This window comes from Comamonas sp. JNW (genome assembly GCF_003105075.1).
Classification (GTDB): domain Bacteria; phylum Pseudomonadota; class Gammaproteobacteria; order Burkholderiales; family Burkholderiaceae_C; genus Comamonas; species Comamonas squillarum.
Window position 1 is genome coordinate 219,257 of record NZ_QETI01000003.1, and the last position, 19,126, is coordinate 238,382.

The 19,126-nt window shown below is 60.9% G+C and carries 13 protein-coding genes and 1 tRNA gene; 12 read left to right on the forward strand and 2 right to left on the reverse strand.

The window, feature by feature from the left end:
• Window positions 1-21: 21 nt before the first annotated feature.
• The 10 genes from DCO45_RS06675 to DCO45_RS06715 all read left to right on the forward strand — a co-directional run bounded on the left by DCO45_RS06675 (window position 22) and on the right by DCO45_RS06715 (window position 14,899).
• The gene (locus DCO45_RS06675; RefSeq protein ID WP_116925084.1) at window positions 22-1,302 is read left to right on the forward strand and encodes an aspartate kinase; all 1,281 of its coding nucleotides are present in this window, start codon (window positions 22-24) and stop codon (window positions 1,300-1,302) included.
• Window positions 1,303-1,327: 25 nt separating this feature from the next.
• A tRNA-Ser gene (locus DCO45_RS06680) sits at window positions 1,328-1,420 on the forward strand.
• A gap of 963 nt (window positions 1,421-2,383) precedes the next feature.
• On the forward strand, window positions 2,384-3,718 hold the full coding sequence (gene glmM / locus DCO45_RS06685) for a phosphoglucosamine mutase (RefSeq protein WP_116925264.1): 1,335 nt from the start codon (window positions 2,384-2,386) through the stop codon (window positions 3,716-3,718).
• Between the two features lie 192 nt (window positions 3,719-3,910).
• A complete protein-coding gene (gene wecB, locus DCO45_RS06690; protein WP_116925085.1) occupies window positions 3,911-5,053 on the forward strand; it encodes a UDP-N-acetylglucosamine 2-epimerase (non-hydrolyzing) in 1,143 nt (380 codons plus the stop codon).
• A 907-nt stretch (window positions 5,054-5,960) separates the two neighbouring features.
• Window positions 5,961-7,244, forward strand: coding sequence for a glycosyltransferase family 2 protein (locus tag DCO45_RS06695; protein ID WP_243419266.1), 1,284 nt, complete (start codon window positions 5,961-5,963; stop codon window positions 7,242-7,244).
• Window positions 7,245-7,251: 7 nt separating this feature from the next.
• Window positions 7,252-8,991 carry a hypothetical protein gene (locus tag DCO45_RS22910; RefSeq protein ID WP_165841132.1) on the forward strand — a complete coding sequence of 580 codons (1,740 nt, stop codon included), beginning with the start codon at window positions 7,252-7,254 and terminating at the stop codon, window positions 8,989-8,991.
• Between the two features lie 28 nt (window positions 8,992-9,019).
• Window positions 9,020-9,934 (forward strand): YaiO family outer membrane beta-barrel protein, encoded by a 915-nt coding sequence (locus DCO45_RS06700; protein ID WP_165841133.1) that lies wholly within the window; start codon window positions 9,020-9,022, stop codon window positions 9,932-9,934.
• Window positions 9,935-9,948: 14 nt separating this feature from the next.
• Window positions 9,949-10,722, forward strand: a complete 774-nt coding sequence (locus DCO45_RS06705; protein ID WP_133248078.1) for a hypothetical protein — start codon at window positions 9,949-9,951, stop codon at window positions 10,720-10,722.
• A gap of 67 nt (window positions 10,723-10,789) precedes the next feature.
• The gene (locus tag DCO45_RS06710; RefSeq protein ID WP_133248079.1) at window positions 10,790-13,171 is read left to right on the forward strand and encodes a hypothetical protein; all 2,382 of its coding nucleotides are present in this window, start codon (window positions 10,790-10,792) and stop codon (window positions 13,169-13,171) included.
• 990 nt (window positions 13,172-14,161) lie between these two features.
• On the forward strand, window positions 14,162-14,899 hold the full coding sequence (locus DCO45_RS06715; RefSeq protein WP_243419267.1) for a response regulator transcription factor: 738 nt from the start codon (window positions 14,162-14,164) through the stop codon (window positions 14,897-14,899).
• Between the two features lie 172 nt (window positions 14,900-15,071).
• Here the strand turns inward: DCO45_RS06715 and DCO45_RS06720 are convergent, their stop codons facing one another.
• Window positions 15,072-15,746 carry a Crp/Fnr family transcriptional regulator gene (locus DCO45_RS06720; protein WP_243419283.1) on the reverse strand — a complete coding sequence of 225 codons (675 nt, stop codon included), beginning with the start codon at window positions 15,744-15,746 and terminating at the stop codon, window positions 15,072-15,074.
• A gap of 326 nt (window positions 15,747-16,072) precedes the next feature.
• Between DCO45_RS06720 and DCO45_RS06725 the strand changes: the two genes are divergently transcribed.
• Both DCO45_RS06725 and DCO45_RS06730 read left to right on the forward strand, forming a co-directional pair.
• Complete coding sequence (locus DCO45_RS06725; RefSeq protein ID WP_116925089.1) at window positions 16,073-16,519, forward strand: hypothetical protein; 447 nt, start codon at window positions 16,073-16,075, stop codon at window positions 16,517-16,519.
• Complete coding sequence (locus DCO45_RS06730; RefSeq protein WP_116925090.1) at window positions 16,516-17,973, forward strand: ATPase domain-containing protein; 1,458 nt, start codon at window positions 16,516-16,518, stop codon at window positions 17,971-17,973. Before DCO45_RS06725 ends, DCO45_RS06730 begins: the two co-directional genes overlap by 4 nt.
• Before the next feature lie 544 nt (window positions 17,974-18,517).
• On the opposite strand, the gene DCO45_RS22915 is transcribed toward DCO45_RS06730, so the two are convergent.
• On the reverse strand, window positions 18,518-18,682 hold the full coding sequence (locus DCO45_RS22915; protein WP_165841134.1) for a hypothetical protein: 165 nt from the start codon (window positions 18,680-18,682) through the stop codon (window positions 18,518-18,520).
• Window positions 18,683-19,126: the final 444 nt, after the last annotated feature.

A 19,126-nucleotide genomic window follows, 5' to 3' on the forward strand; every position in this document is an offset into this window, starting at 1 on the left:
GTTTCGTCATCGTGATATTCAATGGCACTGATCGTTCATAAGTACGGCGGCACGTCGATGGGCTCTTCCGAGCGCATCCGCAATGTCGCCAAACGCGTCGCCAAGTGGGCAAGGGCTGGCCACCAGATGGTGGTGGTGCCCAGCGCCATGAGTGGCGAAACCAACCGTCTGTTGGGCCTGGCCAGCGAGCTGGCACCCAGCCGCGCAGACAAGTCCTATTACCGTGAGCTGGACATGCTGGCCGCCACCGGCGAGCAGGCCTCGTCGGCCTTGCTGGCCATTGCGCTGCAGGCCGAAGGCGTGCCCTCGGTGAGCTACACCGGCTGGCAGGTGCCGGTGCGCACCGACGACAGCTACACCAAGGCGCGCATTGAATCGATCGACGACCAGCGCGTGCGGGCCGATCTGGACGCGGGCCGCGTGGTGATCGTGACCGGTTTCCAGGGCATTGACCCGAACGGCAACATCACCACCTTGGGCCGTGGCGGCTCGGACACCTCGGCCGTGGCCGTGGCAGCCGCCATGAAGGCCGCCGAGTGCCTGATCTATACCGACGTCGACGGTGTCTACACCACGGACCCGCGCGTGGTCTCGGCCGCACAGCGCCTCAAGACCGTGAGCTTTGAGGAAATGCTGGAGATGGCGAGCCTGGGCTCCAAGGTGCTGCAGATCCGCTCGGTGGAATTTGCCGGCAAGTACAAAGTGCCAATGCGTGTGCTGTCGAGCTTCACGCCCTGGGATATTGCATTGGATGAAGAGGCCAAATCGGGCACTCTGATCACATTTGAGGAAGACGAAAAGATGGAAAAGGCCCTCGTATCGGGCATCGCTTTCAACCGCAGCGAAGCCAAAATCTCTGTCCGTGGCGTGCCTGACACCCCCGGCATTGCCTACCAGATCCTGGGCCCGGTGGCCGACGCCAACATCGATGTGGACGTGATCCTGCAAAACATCGGCAAGGACGGCAAGACCGACTTCAGCTTCACCGTCAACCAAGGCGACTTCAACCGCACGGTCGAGTTGTTGCGCGAAGAAGTGGTGCCCAAGCTCGGCGCTGACGAAGTCATCGGCAACCCCAACATCTGCAAGGTGAGCATCGTCGGTATCGGCATGCGCAGCCACGTGGGCGTGGCATCGACCATGTTCCGCGCGCTGGCTGAAGAGGGCATCAACATCCAGATGATCTCCACCTCCGAAATCAAGACCTCGGTCGTGATCGATGAGAAGTACCTGGAACTGGCCGTTCGCGCCCTGCACACTGCTTTTGGTTTAGATTCTGAAGAAGTTTCCAAATCGGCCTAAATTTTCAGGTTAGAATAGCTGTATTGGAAACGTGACCGAGTGGCCGAAGGTGCTCCCCTGCTAAGGGAGTATGGGGTGTAGAGCCTCATCGAGGGTTCGAATCCCTCCGTTTCCGCCAAGAAGCAAACCCCTGAGTGTTCGCATTCAGGGGTTTTTTCTATGGTTCGAGCCTGAACCCTCCAGCCCTCCCGATCCTGTCCCTGCAGCGCGTCTTGTCGGTTTGCCCCGTTTGTTGTTAGTCCGATCACGCATGACTCGCTTGAACAGCGCATACGGATAGCGGCATGGCCGCAGCTGCTACTGCCTTCCGCTTCGTCTTGGGCGCTTGATGGCCGCTGTCTAGCAGCCAGCCGCGCATCCTACCTCCTTACACCGCTCCCGTGGTGCCCTTGAGACCCGGTGACGATCGTGCGAGGCCGGAGCGTACGACATTACACCTGCCCCGGTTTTTTATTCGTTGCCCCGGCGGCTCCAAGTTGGCAAAGCCTGAGCACCCACACTTTGCAGCGGGCATTTGGGTGTCTTCTGATGGTGCTGGTTGCCTGGCCGAGTGGCAATGGGTGTGTCGCAGCCAGTGCGACCTCCCGGGCTGTGGATGTTACAGCGGTTGCTGCAGTACCGGATGGCTGGGTGCTGCCTCGCACGAAAATCCACATAAAAATTTGGCAATACTCTCAAATACTGAGAATAAGTGCATAGGGAATTAATAGTTGGTGAGATTCTCTACACTATTCCTGTCAATTTTAATATTTTAAGAAAAATATTATTCTTATCGTGCTTCAGGTGAACCCCAATCGTGAGGACTCTTGGATTGAGAGAGGTGCGTAATTTCTTGATCTACTATCAATCTGTAATATTATGTATTGTGTGTTTGCAATGTTTTGATATGCATTTAATGTGGGTGCCTGCTGGTGTAACAGCTGTTGTCGATAGCGTTCATGGCCACCAACGCTCTGGGGTGGCATGAGGCTGCTAGGCGTAGTTTGTGTGGTTGCCATGCCATTTAAGCTTGCGCATGGGCAATTTGCCTGGGAGCAGTGGTTGTAGCTCAACGCTATCGCATATCCAAATGGGGGAGACGATGCAGCGCCAATATTTCGGTACGGACGGTATTCGTGGTCGGGTGGGGATCTTTCCCATTACACCGGACTTTATGCTGCGCCTGGCCCATGCCGTCGGCCGTGTATTGCGCCGCACGGAGGACCACCCCACCGTGCTGATCGGCAAGGACACGCGCATTTCCGGCTACATGCTGGAGAGCGCTTTGGAGTCGGGCTTCAACTCGGCCGGCGTGGATGTGGTGCTGCTCGGCCCATTGCCCACGCCGGGTGTGGCCTACCTGACGCGGGCTCAGCGCGCCAGCTTGGGAGTGGTCATCAGTGCCAGCCACAACCCCTTTGAGGACAACGGTATCAAGTTTTTCAGCGGTCTGGGCATGAAGCTGCCCGACGCGTGGGAATGGGAAGTGGAGAGGGCGCTTGCCGAGGAGCCGCTATGGGCGGAGCCGGCGGCTCTGGGCAAGACACGCCGCTTGCATGATGCCGCTGGCCGTTACATCGAGTTTTGCAAGAGCACCTTCGATCATGCGCTCACGCTCAAAGGGCTCAAGATTGTTGTTGATGCGGCCCATGGCGCTGCCTACGAGATCGCTCCCAAGGTCTTCCATGAACTGGGGGCCGAGGTCGTCGAGATCGGCTGTGCACCTGACGGGCTCAATATCAACGAAGGCGTGGGTGCCACCCACCCTGAGGCGTTGGTGAAAGCGGTGTCTGCATGCCATGCCGACTTTGGCGTGGCACTGGACGGCGATGCTGATCGTCTGCTGCTGGTCGATGCCGCAGGCAGGCTGTACAACGGCGATGAGCTGCTGTATTTGATTGTGGCCGATCGCATGGCGCGTGGGGAAAAGGTGCTGGGGGCCGTGGGCACGCTGATGACCAACCTGGCTGTGGAGCAGGCGCTTGCCGCGCAAGGCGTGGGTTTTGTGCGTGCCAGCGTGGGTGACCGCTATGTGCTGGAGGAGTTGGGCCGCCATGGCTGGAGTTTTGGCGGCGAAGGCTCGGGACACCTGTTGGTGCTGGATAGACAGACGACGGGCGATGGTCTGGTCAGTGCACTGCAGGTGCTGCAAGCCTGTGTGCGGTCTGGCCTTTCGCTGTCGCAATGGCTGTTACCGGTGCAGCTCTTTCCGCAGGCGCTATGCAATGTGCGGCTGCGGCCAGGCCAGGATTGGCGAGGCAATGCACTGCTCGTCCGGGCGACTCAAGAGGTGCAGGCGGAGCTGGGCGCAGCGGGCCGGGTGCTGGTGCGGGCAAGCGGCACGGAGTCGGTGCTGCGCGTCATGGTGGAGGCCCGTGACGGCGAGCAGGCGGGCCGCTGCGCCGAACGGCTGGCCGTCGCCGTCAGAGAGGGGTGATGGCCGGCAGTGCCGCATTCCTGCCTTGCGTTGGGAGCTGTTGGGGCAGGACAAGCCTGGCGGCGACGCAGGCCGGCTCGGCGGCATTTTTCTGTGCACAGGGTACATCCCGTACTCCCGTATCGGTGCCATCTTCAGCAAGAGCCATGGCGCTGCTGGCGCACCGGACTGTTAGCAAATCTCGGAGCAACGATGAATACCAAGTCTATGCCTATGGCCAGCTGTTCAGGTGTCGCTCAGCTGTTGATGGTCTCGGGCACGCGTCCGGAGATCATCAAACTGGCGCCGGTCTACCATGCGTTGCGGCGCTCCAGCTGGGCTCGGCCTATCTGGTTGCATACCGGGCAGCACGGTGACATGGCCGCACAGATGCTGGAGTGCTTCCAGATTCGCCCCGATCATGTGTTGCGCAGGGTCGGCAGCTCACTGCTGGACTTCGCCATCGGCTGCCGCTCGCAGCTGGAGTCCGTGCTGGCGCAGACGCAATGCGATGCCGTGATCGTGCAAGGTGATACCGAAAGTGCGTTTCAGGGGGCCCTGGGCGGCTTCTACCACCGGGTACCGGTCGCGCATGTCGAGGCTGGTCTGCGCACCTACAACTTGCATCGCCCCTTCCCGGAGGAGGCACTGCGCCAGATGATCGGGCGCATTGCCAGTTTGCACTTGGCCCCGACTGCTGCTGCGGCACGGGCATTGATACGCGAAGGCGTAGCCGCAAAGGACATCGCGGTGACCGGCAATACGGTGGTGGATGCCCAGCTGTGGGCGTGCGAGCACCATGGCATCCAGCGCCAGGTGCAGGAGCCCGGTCACCTCCTGGTGACCATGTACAGGCGGGAGAACTGGGGCAGCGACGTGGAGAACATCTGCGCGGCCATTGCCGACATTGCCCGCGAATTCCCGGCTCTGACGGTGGTGTTCCCGGTCCATCTGAACCCCCTCATCCAAGAGCCCGTGCATCGTTTGTTGGGCGGTCTTGCCAATGTGAGGCTGAGCCTGCCGCTGGACTACCTGGCCATGCAGCAGGCGTTGGCCGATGCCTGTCTGGTGGTCACCGATTCCGGTGGCCTGCAGGAGGAGGCGCCTACGTTCAAAGTGCCGCTGCTGGTGCTGCGCGATGAGACGGAACGCCCGGAAGTCCTGGAGGCCGGTTGTGCCAGGTTGGTTGGTGCCGATCGCAGGTCCATCGTGCAATGGGTGCGCCATTTGCTCACTGACGACGCCGCCTTTCGGGACATGCAGGCTGCTGCGAACTCATTTGGCGACGGGACCGCAGCCTACCGTATAGAGCGAAGGTTGTACCAAATGCTCAGGCCCGAAGGCTTGCCTGACTAAGCACGCTGCGCGCAACGCTCGGCCCATGGCCAGGACGCGGATCACCCGAGACCGCGCTCGGACCACGGCAGACATTTTTCATAAAGTCCGAAAAGCTTGAAGGCCGCCCATGGGGTTGCCCATGGGGCCGCCTGAATGGCCGCCTCTGCTGCATTCCGCCGCCTTAAAGCGCATGACCATGCGGTACCTGAAACCGAGCTTGCCTCTGAATAAATCAAAAATCCTCATATTGAGGGATGCCGCAAATAGGTGGCGCCATACATTTTTGAGTGTGCGGCAATTGGCGGTTTGGTATTTCGGATTAAATACTCTCATTTTGAGAGTTATTTTTTTATGCTCTTCTCAAAATTCACTATTTGTAAAAAAATAATTAATGTGTTTGATATCGTCTGATATAGCCGTATCGTTGCACTAACCGCTTGGTCAGAGATTTTTGCCGATGACAGAGCGTCCAGGCAATAACCATTGAGGTAGACGAGAGGCGGGCGGCAATTGATGCCGTTGTAATGAAATCTCGTCGCTCTGATTAATCGGTCATACGGTGAGAGCCGTTCTTTTTTCGCGCTATGGCATATACAGGTGGTGACGATAATGAAATATCAATTTTTCGATATCGACGGTATTCCCGGCTATATAGGGCGATTTCCCATGCGGCTCTATGCAGCGCAGGGCATCGTCCATGCCCTAGGACTGCTGCCCAGATGCTGCCGCATCGACACCACCAGGCTGACGGCGCCGGGGAGCCTGGAGCGACGAGGATGCCAGCCCGCCGCAGTGGGAGGGCGCCATGTCTACGTCGAATCCTGAGATGCCCACATCTGGGCCCGACCTCCTTGCGGAGCAGGCCCCTCAGGCCGTCACCGTACAGACCGAAGGGGTTGCCCTGACACCCACGCAGCAGCTGGTGTTGAACGGTGCCTACAGCGTACTGGCCATCGTCGCCTGCTTGCTGGCCATCTATGCCGCGCGCCACTACCTATTTACCTTGCACCGCATGTTCGCACGCCAGCGCTCTTTGTACGCAGGCATCGTGTCAGCGCCCTGGCCCAGGTTGGCGGTGCTGGTGGCCGCGCACAACGAGGAAGCCGTGATTGCGGACTGTATTTCGCGTCTGCTGACCGCAGACTACCCCTCCGATCGTTTGCTCATTATCCCGATGAACGACCGCTCGACAGATGGCACGCGCGCCATCATCGACCGCTATGCGGACAGCCATCCGGCGCTCCTGCGTCCCTTTCACCGCGTGGGGGGCACGCCTGGCAAGGCCGCCGCGCTCAAAGAAGCCACTGCCATCGTGGTGCGCGAGAAACTGGCCGATGTGATCGTCGTGTTCGACGCAGACTATTTGCCGGGCCCGCAACTCTTGAAACAACTTGCCGTGCCTTTTCTGGACCCCGAGGTGGGGGCGGTGATGGGCCGGGTCGTGCCGCAGAACACGGGCGTGAATCTGCTCACTCGGCTGCTGGATCTGGAGCGCTCGGCCGGCTACCAGGTCGACCAGCAGGCGCGCTTTAGCTTGGGGGCCGTGGCGCAATACGGTGGCACCGTGGGCGGAGTGCGCCTGTCGGCACTCGCACAAGTCGGGGGCTGGCACGAGAACATGCTGGCCGAAGATACAGACCTCACGTACCGCTTGCTGCTGCGCGGCTGGCGCATGGCGTATTTGGCACATGCCGAGTGCCACGAGGAGGTTCCGCAGAACTGGTCCGTGCGCTTTCGCCAGATCGGACGCTGGGCCAAGGGACACAACCAGGCGATGACGAAACATGCGCTGGGTCTGACCGTGCGCGGGCCGGTCGGGTGGGTGGCGCGCCTCGATGGACTGGCGCTGCTCGGTGTGTACGCCATGGCTCCGATGCTGTTGATCAGCTGGGTGGCAGCGGTGGTGGCCTTGTTGATGGGCGGTGATGCGATACCAGCATCGCTGACAGCGCTGCTGGCGCTGACGATGGTCGCCGCCTGCGGTTGTCTGGGCAATTTTGCCGCCTTTTTTGAGGTGGCCGCCGCGGTGCACCTCGACGGCCACCACGCTCGGCTGCGCCTCATGCCATGGTTGCTGGTTGGCTTCGTGGTCAGCCTGGTGGCTGTGTCCAAGGCAGCCTGGGACGGCTGGGTGGTCGACAAACTGATGCACCGTCCACTCATCTGGGACAAAACCGTTCGCTATCGCCGCTCGGGCAGGGAATTGTGAGCACACCATGGAACTCAATCTGTATCCTGCCTGGGAAGTGACTGCCTGGATGAGCGCCACGCTGTTGACCTTTCTGATCCCCCTCTGGCCGGCTTGGCATGAATGGCGCCATCCGACGGACGCACAGCCCTTGGAGCTGGAGGGCCAGGGCGAGGGAGATCTGCTGCCAAGAGTGGGCGAGTCCGCTTTTTTCGGACAACGCGTGCTGCGCTGCCAGGGAAAGTCGCTGCCGCCTTTGCTGCGTGCCTCTGAACGCATTGAATTGGCGGAAGGCTCCCGGTTTCGCCAGTTGCAGGCGCCCACCATCGCCGCCATCGCGAAGTCGGGCGCCAACGGGTGTGAGAGGGTGCCAGCGCCGCCGGTGCCGACAACGCCGCCAGCGCTGCCTACGCAGCACCATCGCCACTTCGGATCCCTGCACCTCAAGGCCCACTCCACCACAAGGGCTGACTTGGTGGTGACAGGTGACTTCAGCATGGGAGAGGGCGCACTGCTGATCGGGCATGTCAAGGTGCATGGTGATGCGCGGCTGGGCGTGGGGGCGGCATTGCATGGAGCCTTGTTCAGCGAGGGAAGTGTTCTCTGCCAGGGCGGCAACTGCCTCTCGGGCCCCATCGCTGCAGGCCACCGCGTCTTCCTGGGCGAGGGCAGCACTGCTGGCAGCATGCTGCAGCCCAGCAGTGTCACGGGATGGGAAGTGCTGTTGCAGCCGGGCGTGTCAGTGCACGGGGACATCGCAGCGGTTGAGCGCGGCGAGGTGGTGCCGGTTCGGTCGCCGCGGTTCATGTTCAGGTTGCCGCCCTGGGTGCGCAAACTCATCGGCGCGCTGCTGCTGGTGCTGACCGGCACCCCGGTATCTGCAGCCGAGGAGCCGCCAGCATTCCAGGCTTTCCATACCGGCGACGGGGCGTACATGACGACCTTTGACAGCGGCATCGTGGACCCGTACTTCGTCAACAAGTCCTTTGTGATCCTGCTGGAAGCCAATGCCAACGTGCGTGCGCCATTGAACGAATGGCTTGACTGGCTGCTGCCACGCATGCGTGCCGATGGAGGCTTTGACCGCTTCTGCCGCGACCAGGCGCAGCGCTGGTACGCCTGCAAGCCTGCCGATGCCGATGACGCCACTGCCGCTTCGGTCATCGAGATGATCAGCTTGGCAAAAAAGAAGCGCTGGATTCCCCAGCGCATGCGGGCCAGCACGCAAATCGCCGTGCGCGCCAGCCAGGGCATGCTGACGCGGCTACGCAATCCTGCCAGCGGCCTCTATCGCGTCTTCGAGGACAAAGAGATCTATTACCTGATGGACAACGCGGAGATTTACTCGGCGCTGCGTGCCAATGGCGACCAGGTGGAGGCCGACAAGCTCTTGAAGGCCATGCACCAAGGGTTCCGCCAAGAAGGGGTGTGGCAGCCGGCACTTCCCAAATACGACCGGGAGAGCTTTTATCCACACGGTCTGGCGCGCAGCTACCTGTGGAACAACGGCGTGCTGTCGACCGCCGAAGCGGGAGCCGATATGGCCGGCTGGATGTCGCTGTATGGAGACCGCTGGCGCAGACGCGCCGATGACAACTTCGCGTGGGGGCTGGTGGCTTGGGGTCTGCATCGCCTGGCGCCGATCGAGGCGGCCTGCTGGAGGCGGTCGGTGCGGCCCTTTTCTCCCGACATCGGCTGGACGGTGCTGGATGCCGCCGCCGACGCTGCGCTGGAAAAGCGCGGCATCGGCACCCAATGCCCGCGCTGAACGCGTGACCACACCCTGGATAAAACACATGCACCGCCCATCTCGCACCTCATCGCCCTTGTGGGTTGCGCACGCGCCGCCGCTGCAACTGGTGGTCCTGACCGGACTGCTGGGCATCGGGGGGACTTGCGCCGCACAGGTCGCACCGGGCGTCGCCGATCTAGCTGCTGCGCAGCCACTCCCGCTGGAAGCTGCCGCATCGGCGCCACTGCCTGAGACGGCGGGCTCTCGCGGTCAGATCGAAGCAGGCGTTGGAATCGCCCATTTGAAGGGTGCCAGTGGTGACTGGCGTGATGGCTATGTGCGCGCCATGTACCGCGTGGCCCCCGAGACCACCGTCAATGCCGAACTGGCGAGCCAAGGCCACTTCCACCAAAGGGGGACGCTTGGCGCACTGTCGGTGCTGCACGATCTATCGCCGCGTTGGTTCGTGATGGGCGGTATCAGTGGCGGCACCGCTGATTTCCAGTACCGCATGCGCGTCGATCTGGGCGGGTACCGCAAGTGGGGGGATGAGCGGCGCTGGGTCACGGGGGTAAGTTTGATGAAGGGTCTGAGCGGCGACCATGTGCACCGGGACGTGATGCTGCGCCTGACGGCCGCCTACTACGCGCCAGCTGGCTGGATTGCCGAGGGGGGACTGGCGCTCAACCATTCCCAGCCCGGTGCCGTCAATGCCGCGCGTGGCTTTGGTGTCTTCACGTGGGGCACGCGGGGCCAAGATCTGTGGTCTTTGCGGGTGGACCGCGGGCGGGAGGCCTATCTTCCGGCCGGTGCAGGCATACCAGCGGGCGGTAGCGTCAGCTTCAGCTCCACCGAGGTGATCCCCCTGTGGCGCCATTGGCTCGCCAAGGACCATGGCTTCGTCGCCGCGCTGCAGTACTACCGAAATCCGTACTACCGGCGCACAGGGGCATCTGTAGGCCTGTTCTTTGACTTCTGACGTGGGATGGAACTATGCCACGCACCCCTTCTTCCACGCGCTTTCCACTCACCGTGCAGCCACGCGGATTGCGCAGCTATGTCTGGCGCCTGCGCGATACGCTGGCGCTGCTGGCCATGCTCGTGGTGGCGCAGGGCCTGGTGGTGGCTGCACATGACAGCATCATGCGAGGTTGGCACCACATGCTTGCCTGGGCCTGGCCGCGCCTAGGCCTGGGCTCCGCAGAGCTTGTTGCATGGGGCGCCACCGATGTCGCAGGAATCTCGCTGCCCCTGGTGGTGGTGCAATTACCCATGCCCGCGCCTGGCCCGCTGGCGGCCATCTTCACGGGCTATCTGGCGGGCGTGCTGTGGCTGTTTTCATACCTGCTGCCCCAGGACGGATTGCCTCTGCGCTATTTCTTGCGTCTGGCCGGACTGCTGTGTGCCGCCAGTGTGCTGGGCTGGCTGTGGTTGCCACCGGGTAGCGGCATGAGCCCGCAGGCGGTGGTCAATCAACTGTTGATGCTGGGCGCGGGGTTGCTGTGGTGCATACCGCTGCTGCATGCGCTGGTGCTCTACATCTTTCCGCTGCCACTGGGCCGCCAATTCATGGCCACTGTTCATGCGTTGGCGCTGGTGGCGCTCAGCGTGCCGCTGCAGGCCGGTGCCATTGCCTGGTTGCTGGTCCACACCAACAGCCTGATGGTGCTCCCTCTTTATCTGCTGGCCACCTTTCTGCCTCAGGTGGTGATCCAACTGGGTCTGTACGGATATTTCGTCAGTCACACGCCCCATCCGGCGCAATGACGCGGATTGCAATGCCTGCCCGGGCTTCGGGTTTGATGTTCAGCGATAGGCTGACTAAGGAGATGCCATGTGCGCCGATATCCAAATGATCAGATCCAGGAGGCCCAAGGCGGACGCGCTCATGCTGCCCGCTCGGCACGCAGACTGGTGGCGCAGGGCGTGTTGGCTGACCGTGGGTATGGTTCTGGTGCTGGGGGGGAGCGGCATCAGCCAACGGGCAGAGAGCAAGGACATCGTGTCCGCACGCTCCCAGCCGGTCGCCGTGGCGCCAGATTCGGGGGTACTGCTGCTGCTCGTCCCCGACGGTACCTTGGAGGCAGAGCCTGGGGTGAAAGCCTGGAAGGACGCGGCCTCCGAGATTGGCGTGCGTATGACGGTGATAACGGATTCGCAGTTCCTGACCATGGGAACAGAGACCGCGCTGGAATATGCCGGCTTGGTCCTGCCCGACCAGTTGCACACCATTGCCACCGATGCGGTGGTGGCTGCGATACACGACTTCACCTACCAAGGCGGAAAGACCTTTCTCACTTTCGACTTCGGCGCTCTGACCCTGCGCTCCGACGGCATGGCGGTCTACCCCATTCCCAAATCGCGCTTGAGTGATCTTGCCGGTGTGGACTATGTGCTGTACGACAAGTACCTGGACCGTACGGTGGGCTTGGGGCCGGTGACGGCCATGCGCAGCACATTGCGTGAGCTGCAAGTTCCGCCGGGCAAGTCAGAGCCGTTTACCACGTCGCCTTCGCCGACCAGCAGCGCCCGCGGCGGCAGCCCCTCCATCAGCAGCAGCGCAGGACCTCTGGCCACGGCCCAGATCGTCACAAGGCTGGGGCAGGCGGCTGCCCGCGTGGCGCAGCCGCTGGGCAAGATCAGCGGCAAGGTGCCGTTGTTGCAGGCAGCGGGGCTCAAGGACGGGGAGGCCATGTATGCGCCGGTCAGTCCTGCCGACCCCGGCGGCGTGCGAGCCTTCGATACCCAACAGTTCCAGATGCTGCCCATGCCTGATGCTGGAGCGAGCGACCGCAGCCGTTCACGGGCAGTGCGGGTGAACTTCGGGCGTGTGCGACGCGGGGCTGAGCCAACACAGGCGAGCGTGGTGTCGCCCGCCACAGGTATTTCCCGCGCTGCTGAGCGCGCCAAAACCGACAGCCTGCAAGGGGCCGAGGCTGGCGCGGTGGATGTGTTGCAGGCCTACAGCGGTTACCTGCTCGGTTATCTGATTTACCCGAGCTACGTCACAGAGGGCGCCTATACCGGAACAGCGCTGGCGGCTTCGCCCCAATTTGGCCTGGTTGCAGGCCTCAAGGCCTACGGAGCCGGGCACGTGATGTTTGTGAACCTGCCGCTCACCTACCTCAAAGGGCGTACCGATGCCCTGCCCATGCACGGCATGTTGCAGTATTTCGCCAAGTATGTGCTGGGCAGCGCACAACTGGCCAATGTGCCCAATGGTGTGCCAGGCATGGTCTTCAACTGGCATCTGGACTCGATGGAGGCCCAGCAGCCGATGCGCGCGCTGGAACAGGCTGGAATCTTCAATACAGGCTCCTCCAGCATCCACATCACTGCAGGTCCCGACACTATCAATTTCGGGGATAAGCTGGGCTTCGATCTCAATAACAACACCACCGCCAAAGCTTTTCTGCGGCGCATGCGCGCCAAGGGACATGCCGTGGGTTCGCATGGCGGATGGATTCACGACTACTACGGTCTGAACGCCAGTGAAACCAATGGCAGCAGCTTTCTCCAGTACCTGGTGCTCAATCGCCAATCGGTCGCCGGAGCGCTGGGCCATCCTTCGCGGGACTACTCAGCCCCTCAGGGTAACAATCCGCGTTGGGCGATGGACTGGTTGGAGCAGCAGGGCGTGGTGGGCGTCTATTTTGGCGGTCATACCGGTCTGGGCGTGACGCGTCAGTACCGCGATGGCGCGTTGCGCAACGGCAATTTGTGGGTGGTCCCGGTAACGCCCATGGGCAACTACGCCACTTTCGAGGAGTTCCAAGAGTACAACGTGCCTAAAGTGGAGGTCATCGACTGGTACCACTCCCTGGTTGATTTCGGCATCACGCAGAACACGGTTCGCATGGTCTACGCGCACCCGCCTGGCGCTTATGACTGGATTGACGTGATGAAGGACTTGCAGACGTATGCCGCCTCCCAGGGCACTACCAGGTTCCAGTGGTACAACATGGCTCGCTTGGCCGACTTCATGACCAAGCGCGAGCAGGTGCAGTGGAGCGAGCAAATGGATGGCAGCGGGATCGTCCATTTCCAGGCCAGCCACCCGTCGGATCTGACCGAGATGGTGTGGCGTCTGCCCAAACTGCGCTACCAAATGCCCTCTGCCGTCAACGGCGGTAGTGTGGAGGATGGCGGAAGCGTGTGGCTCGTGCGGGCCGCAGCGGGTGTGCGTACGCTGACCTTCAAGTCCTTGCTCAATTAAACCCCGCCTCCAAGCGGCTCGATCGGTGAACAGGGAGATGGCGTCCTTGTTCACCGATTTGCTGCGTCTGCCCAAGCGATTGCACGGGGGAGATTCACATATGGGGAAAGCTATGGACCCCTGGGGATTCCATAGAGTTTGTTGGCTAGCGCACAGACCGAGATCATTGCTACCTGTAGCCTTGGCAACATATTGTATTGGCAGCTGGTGAATCGCTGACGGGTCCTCACAAGTTGCTGCCGTACCTGCTTTTTTGAGGATGCCCATGAGTGAATGGGTGGGTGGTGTCTGCGCTGCAACCCATGCTTCGCTGCTGCGCGGGGTGGGTGAAAGCCTTTCACCGAGGTTAAGAGCCGGTAACACGACCCAGCAAACCGAAGGTTTGCGGTTGAGACTAGGCGTTCTGCCGCAGGCAGTACAGTAGTACGACAAGGCAGGGCAACGACGTATCAAGGGTTGAGTTAGCGGCTCTAAAGATATTTTCAAGGAGCATTGATGAGACGGCCACTATCCATTAAGCCAACGGCGGAGGCCGCGCATGATTTCTCCATGGTCATGCAGAATTCCTCTATAAATTTTCACCAATCCAAAGGCGCCATGGGTGGAGATACCTTGGTGGCGCACCAAAGCACGCTCTCTCCAGAAAATGTGTCAGTCCGGGATCTTGTCATTTCATTGCAGGCGGAGCGGCTTAAATTTTTGGCATCCCCAGCAGAGTAGGAAAGCTGACGCCTTGGGGGTGTAAGCCGTAGTGCCCAGAGCCGACATGGATGGGGTGCCTGTTTTTATGGGAGATCAGATGGGAGGATGTTTTATTTGAAAGGATCGTTTTGAGGGGTGTTCAGGTGTATTGCATGGGTGGTTGGGGTGGTGCATTCCAAAAATACCTGATGAGGTCTGGGTAATCCCGTAGATGAATCAGATGCAAGCGCTTTTCTTTTGGCATCAATACATGTTCGTGTATGGGTCGATATTTTTTAATAATTAATAATGACGATCATGCAAAAAAACTCTAATTCCTTTAAATTTACAATTGCCATTGTTGAGGAAGATGAGGGTATTCGGCTGAATATTGGCAACTTCCTGGAACAAGCAGGCGTCCATGCCTGGGGTGCAGAGTCCGTCGAAAAATTCTATATAACGCTGTTGAGGGAAAAGGCCGATCTGGTCGTTGTAGATCTGAGCTTGCCGCGTGAAGACAAGTTGTGCCTCATCGAGCGTTTGGCGGAGCAGTGCATACCGGTGATTGTCCTGACGGCACGCAGTAGTCAGTGCCACTGCATCACCGGATTGACCACCGGTGCATTGCGCTATTTTGTGGAGCCTGAGGACCTGCATGCCCTGGCCGCCAGCTTGCGCGCGCAGCCGCCCCTGGCCGCAGCGGTGGCTGCGCCCGTGCAACATGCCCTTCACGGGAGCCCTGCTGCCTGGCAGCTCGACAAGGCGGCAGCTCGGCTGGTGGCCCCTAATCGACACTCGATACCGCTGACCAGTCGTGAGCTCCAGCTGATGGTGCATCTGTATGCGGCCGATGAAAACATCGTCGGCAAGAAGGAACTGCTCGATGCGATGGGCTATGCCTATGTGGAAGATGGCTTCCATCGCATTGAGTCGCAGCTCAACCGCCTCAGGCGTAAGACTTTGCAGAGCACTGGCATGCCGCTGCCCATTCGCGCCGTGTTTGGCAAAGGGCTGGTATTCGTCAGCCACCACGCAATGCGCGAATAAGGGCCGCAAACACCCGACTTGCTACATCGCTCTTTATCGTTACCGTATGCCGGTACTGGCTGCGACTGGGTGAGATTGGGTGCCTCGTCGGGGGCGCCCGGCCTTGACCGCCAATTTGCGTCGGGATGGGGCTTGTGGGCGCCTCAGGTTCCGCTGCGTTGGCGCTGCGCGTTCAGTCCGATGCCGGGATGGGCAGCAGGCGGTCGTATTCCCGTTTGACCACGGCGTAGCACTCGCAGGTGCGCTGCTCAATGGCGACACGATCGTGCACGGTGATATGGCCACGACGGTACTGGATCAAGCCCGCTTTTTGTAAACGCCCGGCAGCCTCGGTCACACCCTCCCGGCGCACCCCAAGCATATTGGCGATGAGCTCCTGCGTCATCATCAGGTCATTGCCGTCCAAGCGGTCCAGACTCATCAGCAGCCAGCGGCACAGCTGCTGTTCCAGGGAGTGGTGGCGGTTGCACACCGCCGTTTGCGACATCTGTGTCAGCAGCGCTTGGGTGTAGCGCAGCAGCAGATGCATCACGTCACCGGCGCGATTGAACTCCGTCATCATGAGGTGGGCCTTGAGCCGCAGCGCCTGGCCGGCGCTTTGCACGACGGCACGGCTTGGCGTGGTCTGCCCGCCCATGAACAACGAGACGCCAATGAGGCCCTCCTTGCCGACAACTGCAATCTCTGCGGAGCCTCCATCGGCCAGTACATAGAGCAACGAGACAATGGAGGAGATGGGGAAGTAGACGTGGCTGAGGTGCCCGCCCGATTCGTAGAGCACAGCGCCCAGGGGCATCTCAATGCACTCCAGATCCGGCAACCAATGGGCCAGCTCATGCTCAGGCAGGGCGGCCAACAGCAGATTACCTCGAGCATGGTAGGCAGTGACCACGGATGCCTCTCTACGGAAGAAAGCGATAGTCCAGCGTACTGGCGAACACCCCAGTGGGGAGCGCAGTCGAGACAGTATAGTCCGCTTTGTTCCTGGGGCCGTAGGCTGCGGCGCTCGGCATGCCATGCTGGCCAGACCAAGGCTGAGACTGGTGCGCACATGCATGCATCCAGCCGCCTGCTGAAAGACACGCCTATCCAAATATGTGCCCGGCTGGCAGCGTGAGCACGTATGATGCGTGACCACCTGCATTCGCGGGTGCGTGCATAAATACCAAATCCATGTCCACCCAGGTGCGTTCGTCCCAGGCCATGCCCGATTCGTCTGCAGTGCAGGGCAGTGGCACGGCTGCGTGCGCAGTCGCCGATGCTGCGCAGAAGGCTTGGGAGCGCGCGTTCACCGTCTTGTCTCCGGTGATCGGCCATCAAGGTGTGGCCGGTCTTTTCAGGCGGGCGCTCTCGCTCAGCCGCAGGGAACACCCGAGCCTCGTGCCTCTATATGAAGCCACCAGCCTGGGTGGGATCGACCTGACCCAACTGCAAGCCATGCTCCTCGCGCTCGATGCCGTAGAGGCCGCTGCAGTGCAAGCAAGCCTTGGACGGCATTTTATAGAGCTGCTGTCGCAGCTGATCGGTGCAAGATTGGCGGAACACCTGCTTCACCCCACAGGCGAGTTAATCCACCCGCTCAAATTTAATGGCTCAGCCGCCAAGGACCCATCGTCATGAAAACAGGCAAAGCAACCATAAAGCGTCTGGCGACGGGCGTGCCCGGTTTGGACGAGGTATTGGGTGGCGGGCTGCCCGAGCTCTCCTTCAATCTGATCGCAGGCCCGCCCGGCTGTGGCAAGACCACGCTGGCACACCAGATGATGTTCGCGCTGGCTACGCCCGAGCGGCCGGCCTTGTACTTCACGGTATTGGGCGAGCCGCCCATCAAGATGCTGCGCTACCAGCAGCAATTCGACTTCTTCGATCTCGACCAGCTCAACCGCGCGATTCGCTTCATCAACCTGGCCGAGGAGATGAGCAGTGGGAATCTCGACAAGGTGCTCTCACGCATTGCCGTTGAGGTGGAGAAACACGAGCCCGGTCTGGTGTTCGTCGACTCCTTTCGCTCGGTGGTGCTGGCCGGTGAGGGGGAAGGCCACAGCTTCATCAGCCTGCAGAAATTCATCCAGAGCCTGGGCGTGATGATGACCAGTTGGCAGGCCACCACCTTCCTGATCGGCGAGTACTTCACCGACAGCGATCCCAATCCCGTTTTCACCGTCTCTGATGGCTTGATCTGGTTGCGCCAAAGCGTGCAGGGCAACTCCATGGTGCGCAAGATGGAGATCATGAAGATGCGTGGCCAGCCGACCCTGCCGGGTCTGCACACCTTCCGCATCGGTCCGGCCGGTCTGCAGGTTTTTGCGCCGCCACCGCTACAGGTAGCGGCCGTGGAGCAGCCTGCTGCAAAGCGTCTGGCGATGGGCGTGCCAGGTCTGGATGACATGCTGGGCGGCGGATTGCCGCGTGGCTACTCCTTGCTGGTGACCGGGCCGTCGGGCTCGGGCAAGAGCATCCTTGCCGCAGCTTTCCTGGCCGAGGGTGCGCGCTGCGGCGAAACCGGCGTGATCGCCGCCTTTGAGCAGCGGCCAATCCTGTCACGCGGTGTGCAGCTGGCCAATTTGATCAAGAGCGGACAGGTCGCCGTGGTGGACACGCGTGCGGCGTCGTTGTCGGTGGATGAGATCGCGATGCAACTGATTGCCGAGATACGCCGGCTCAAGGCCAGCCGGGTGGTCATCGATTCCTTGTCGGGCTTTGAGTTGGCGCTGGCACCGACCTTCAAGCAGGAATTCCGCGAGTCGCTGTCACGCTTGGTCTCGGCTCTCGCCAGTACGGGTGCCACGGTACTGATGACCTCCGAGTTGGAAGACCGCTATGGTGATCTGCGCTTCTCGCCCTATGGCTCGGCTTTTTTGACCGACGCCATTATTGTGCAGCGCTACATCGAAGTCGACAGCCGTCTGCAACGTGTCATGGCAGTCGTCAAGTTGCGCAACAGCGCGCACTCCAACGAGTTGCGGCAGTTCCATATCGACGACCAGGGGCTGCATATCGGAGAGCGCCTGCAAGGCATGCAGGGCCTGCTGCGGGGCCAGCCGGTGCGCTGCGCGGACGTGCAGGAGTCCTGACACCGGTAGGCGGTTCAACCGGTACAGCGCTTGCCCATCGTTAACGCGCCCGTGACTCCCGTTTGAGGGTCAAGGTGGCTCGATGGAGTTTGGCCGTGAGCGGCGCGGCTCCATCGCCGGCACCGAGTCGCGGGGGAGGGGGCGATGGCAGCGTGTCAGGCGCGGGTGCGCCTTCGGCCGTGAAGTCTCTTTTTTGTTCCGCAAGTGCTTGGGGGTCGGGATCGTTGCGATTGGGCGTCATGGCAGCAGTCTCCTTGGGCAATGGCCGTGCAGGTGCTTGCAGCGTAGGCCCGCTGCTGCCGGGTGTCTGTGCGATCGCAAACATTGCTAGCGTCTTTTTTCTGGATCACCTTGCGCGCCGCGCCGCGTTTGGGCTGAGTTTGCGGGTGGGGCTTTCGCATGGCGCCAAGCGCTGGGGGAGCCATAAAAACAAAAGCACCGACTCAGCGATGCTTTGATTTGCCCCGTTTTCGCCAGGGCCGGCGCCGGTGGCCCGGACACCCAAAACCGCCGCAATGGCGGTCTCTGGCAACGACAAGCAGGCCTACTTGCGTTTCTTGCCTTGTGCCTGCCCGTCTTTGGGCGGCTGCTTTTGTGGGCTCTTTACTTCAGGACGAAAAGCAGAAATTTGGTTGATCGGCATCAACCAGATGTTGCGCAGATCTCGCCAGAACTCCATGTTTCGTTGGTACAAAAGAATTGAAAACATAGTGACCTCCTGTCTAGGAAGCGTCAGGGGAATGCCGCCCAAGCACGGGTGGCTTCAATGGCTGGGTTGTCTTTTCTTGAGCAGTTGCATAGGCGTCTCCTGCTCGGCCCGATCTACCGAAAGGGTCGAAGGATCAATACCAGGTCGTCATCGGACACCAGGTGACTCTCCCCATCTTTCAATGGGGCCATCATCCTCCAGCGGAGGTTGAAGACGGTTTTTTGCGAGAGTCATGGCTGCGTCAGCGCACTTTAGAAGTCGCCTGAGCCAGGGAACACCGTCGCGTTGCGATCTGGTTTTTCAGGCGCTTGGGGAAGTTTCTTGCCAGGATCAACGACTGCCACTTGCGCTGGCTTTCTGACGGAGAAGAATGACTTCACATGCTCCCAGAGCGTGGGCTTTCTATCTGGACGAGGGTGCATAAGCATATAGACCTCCGGTCTA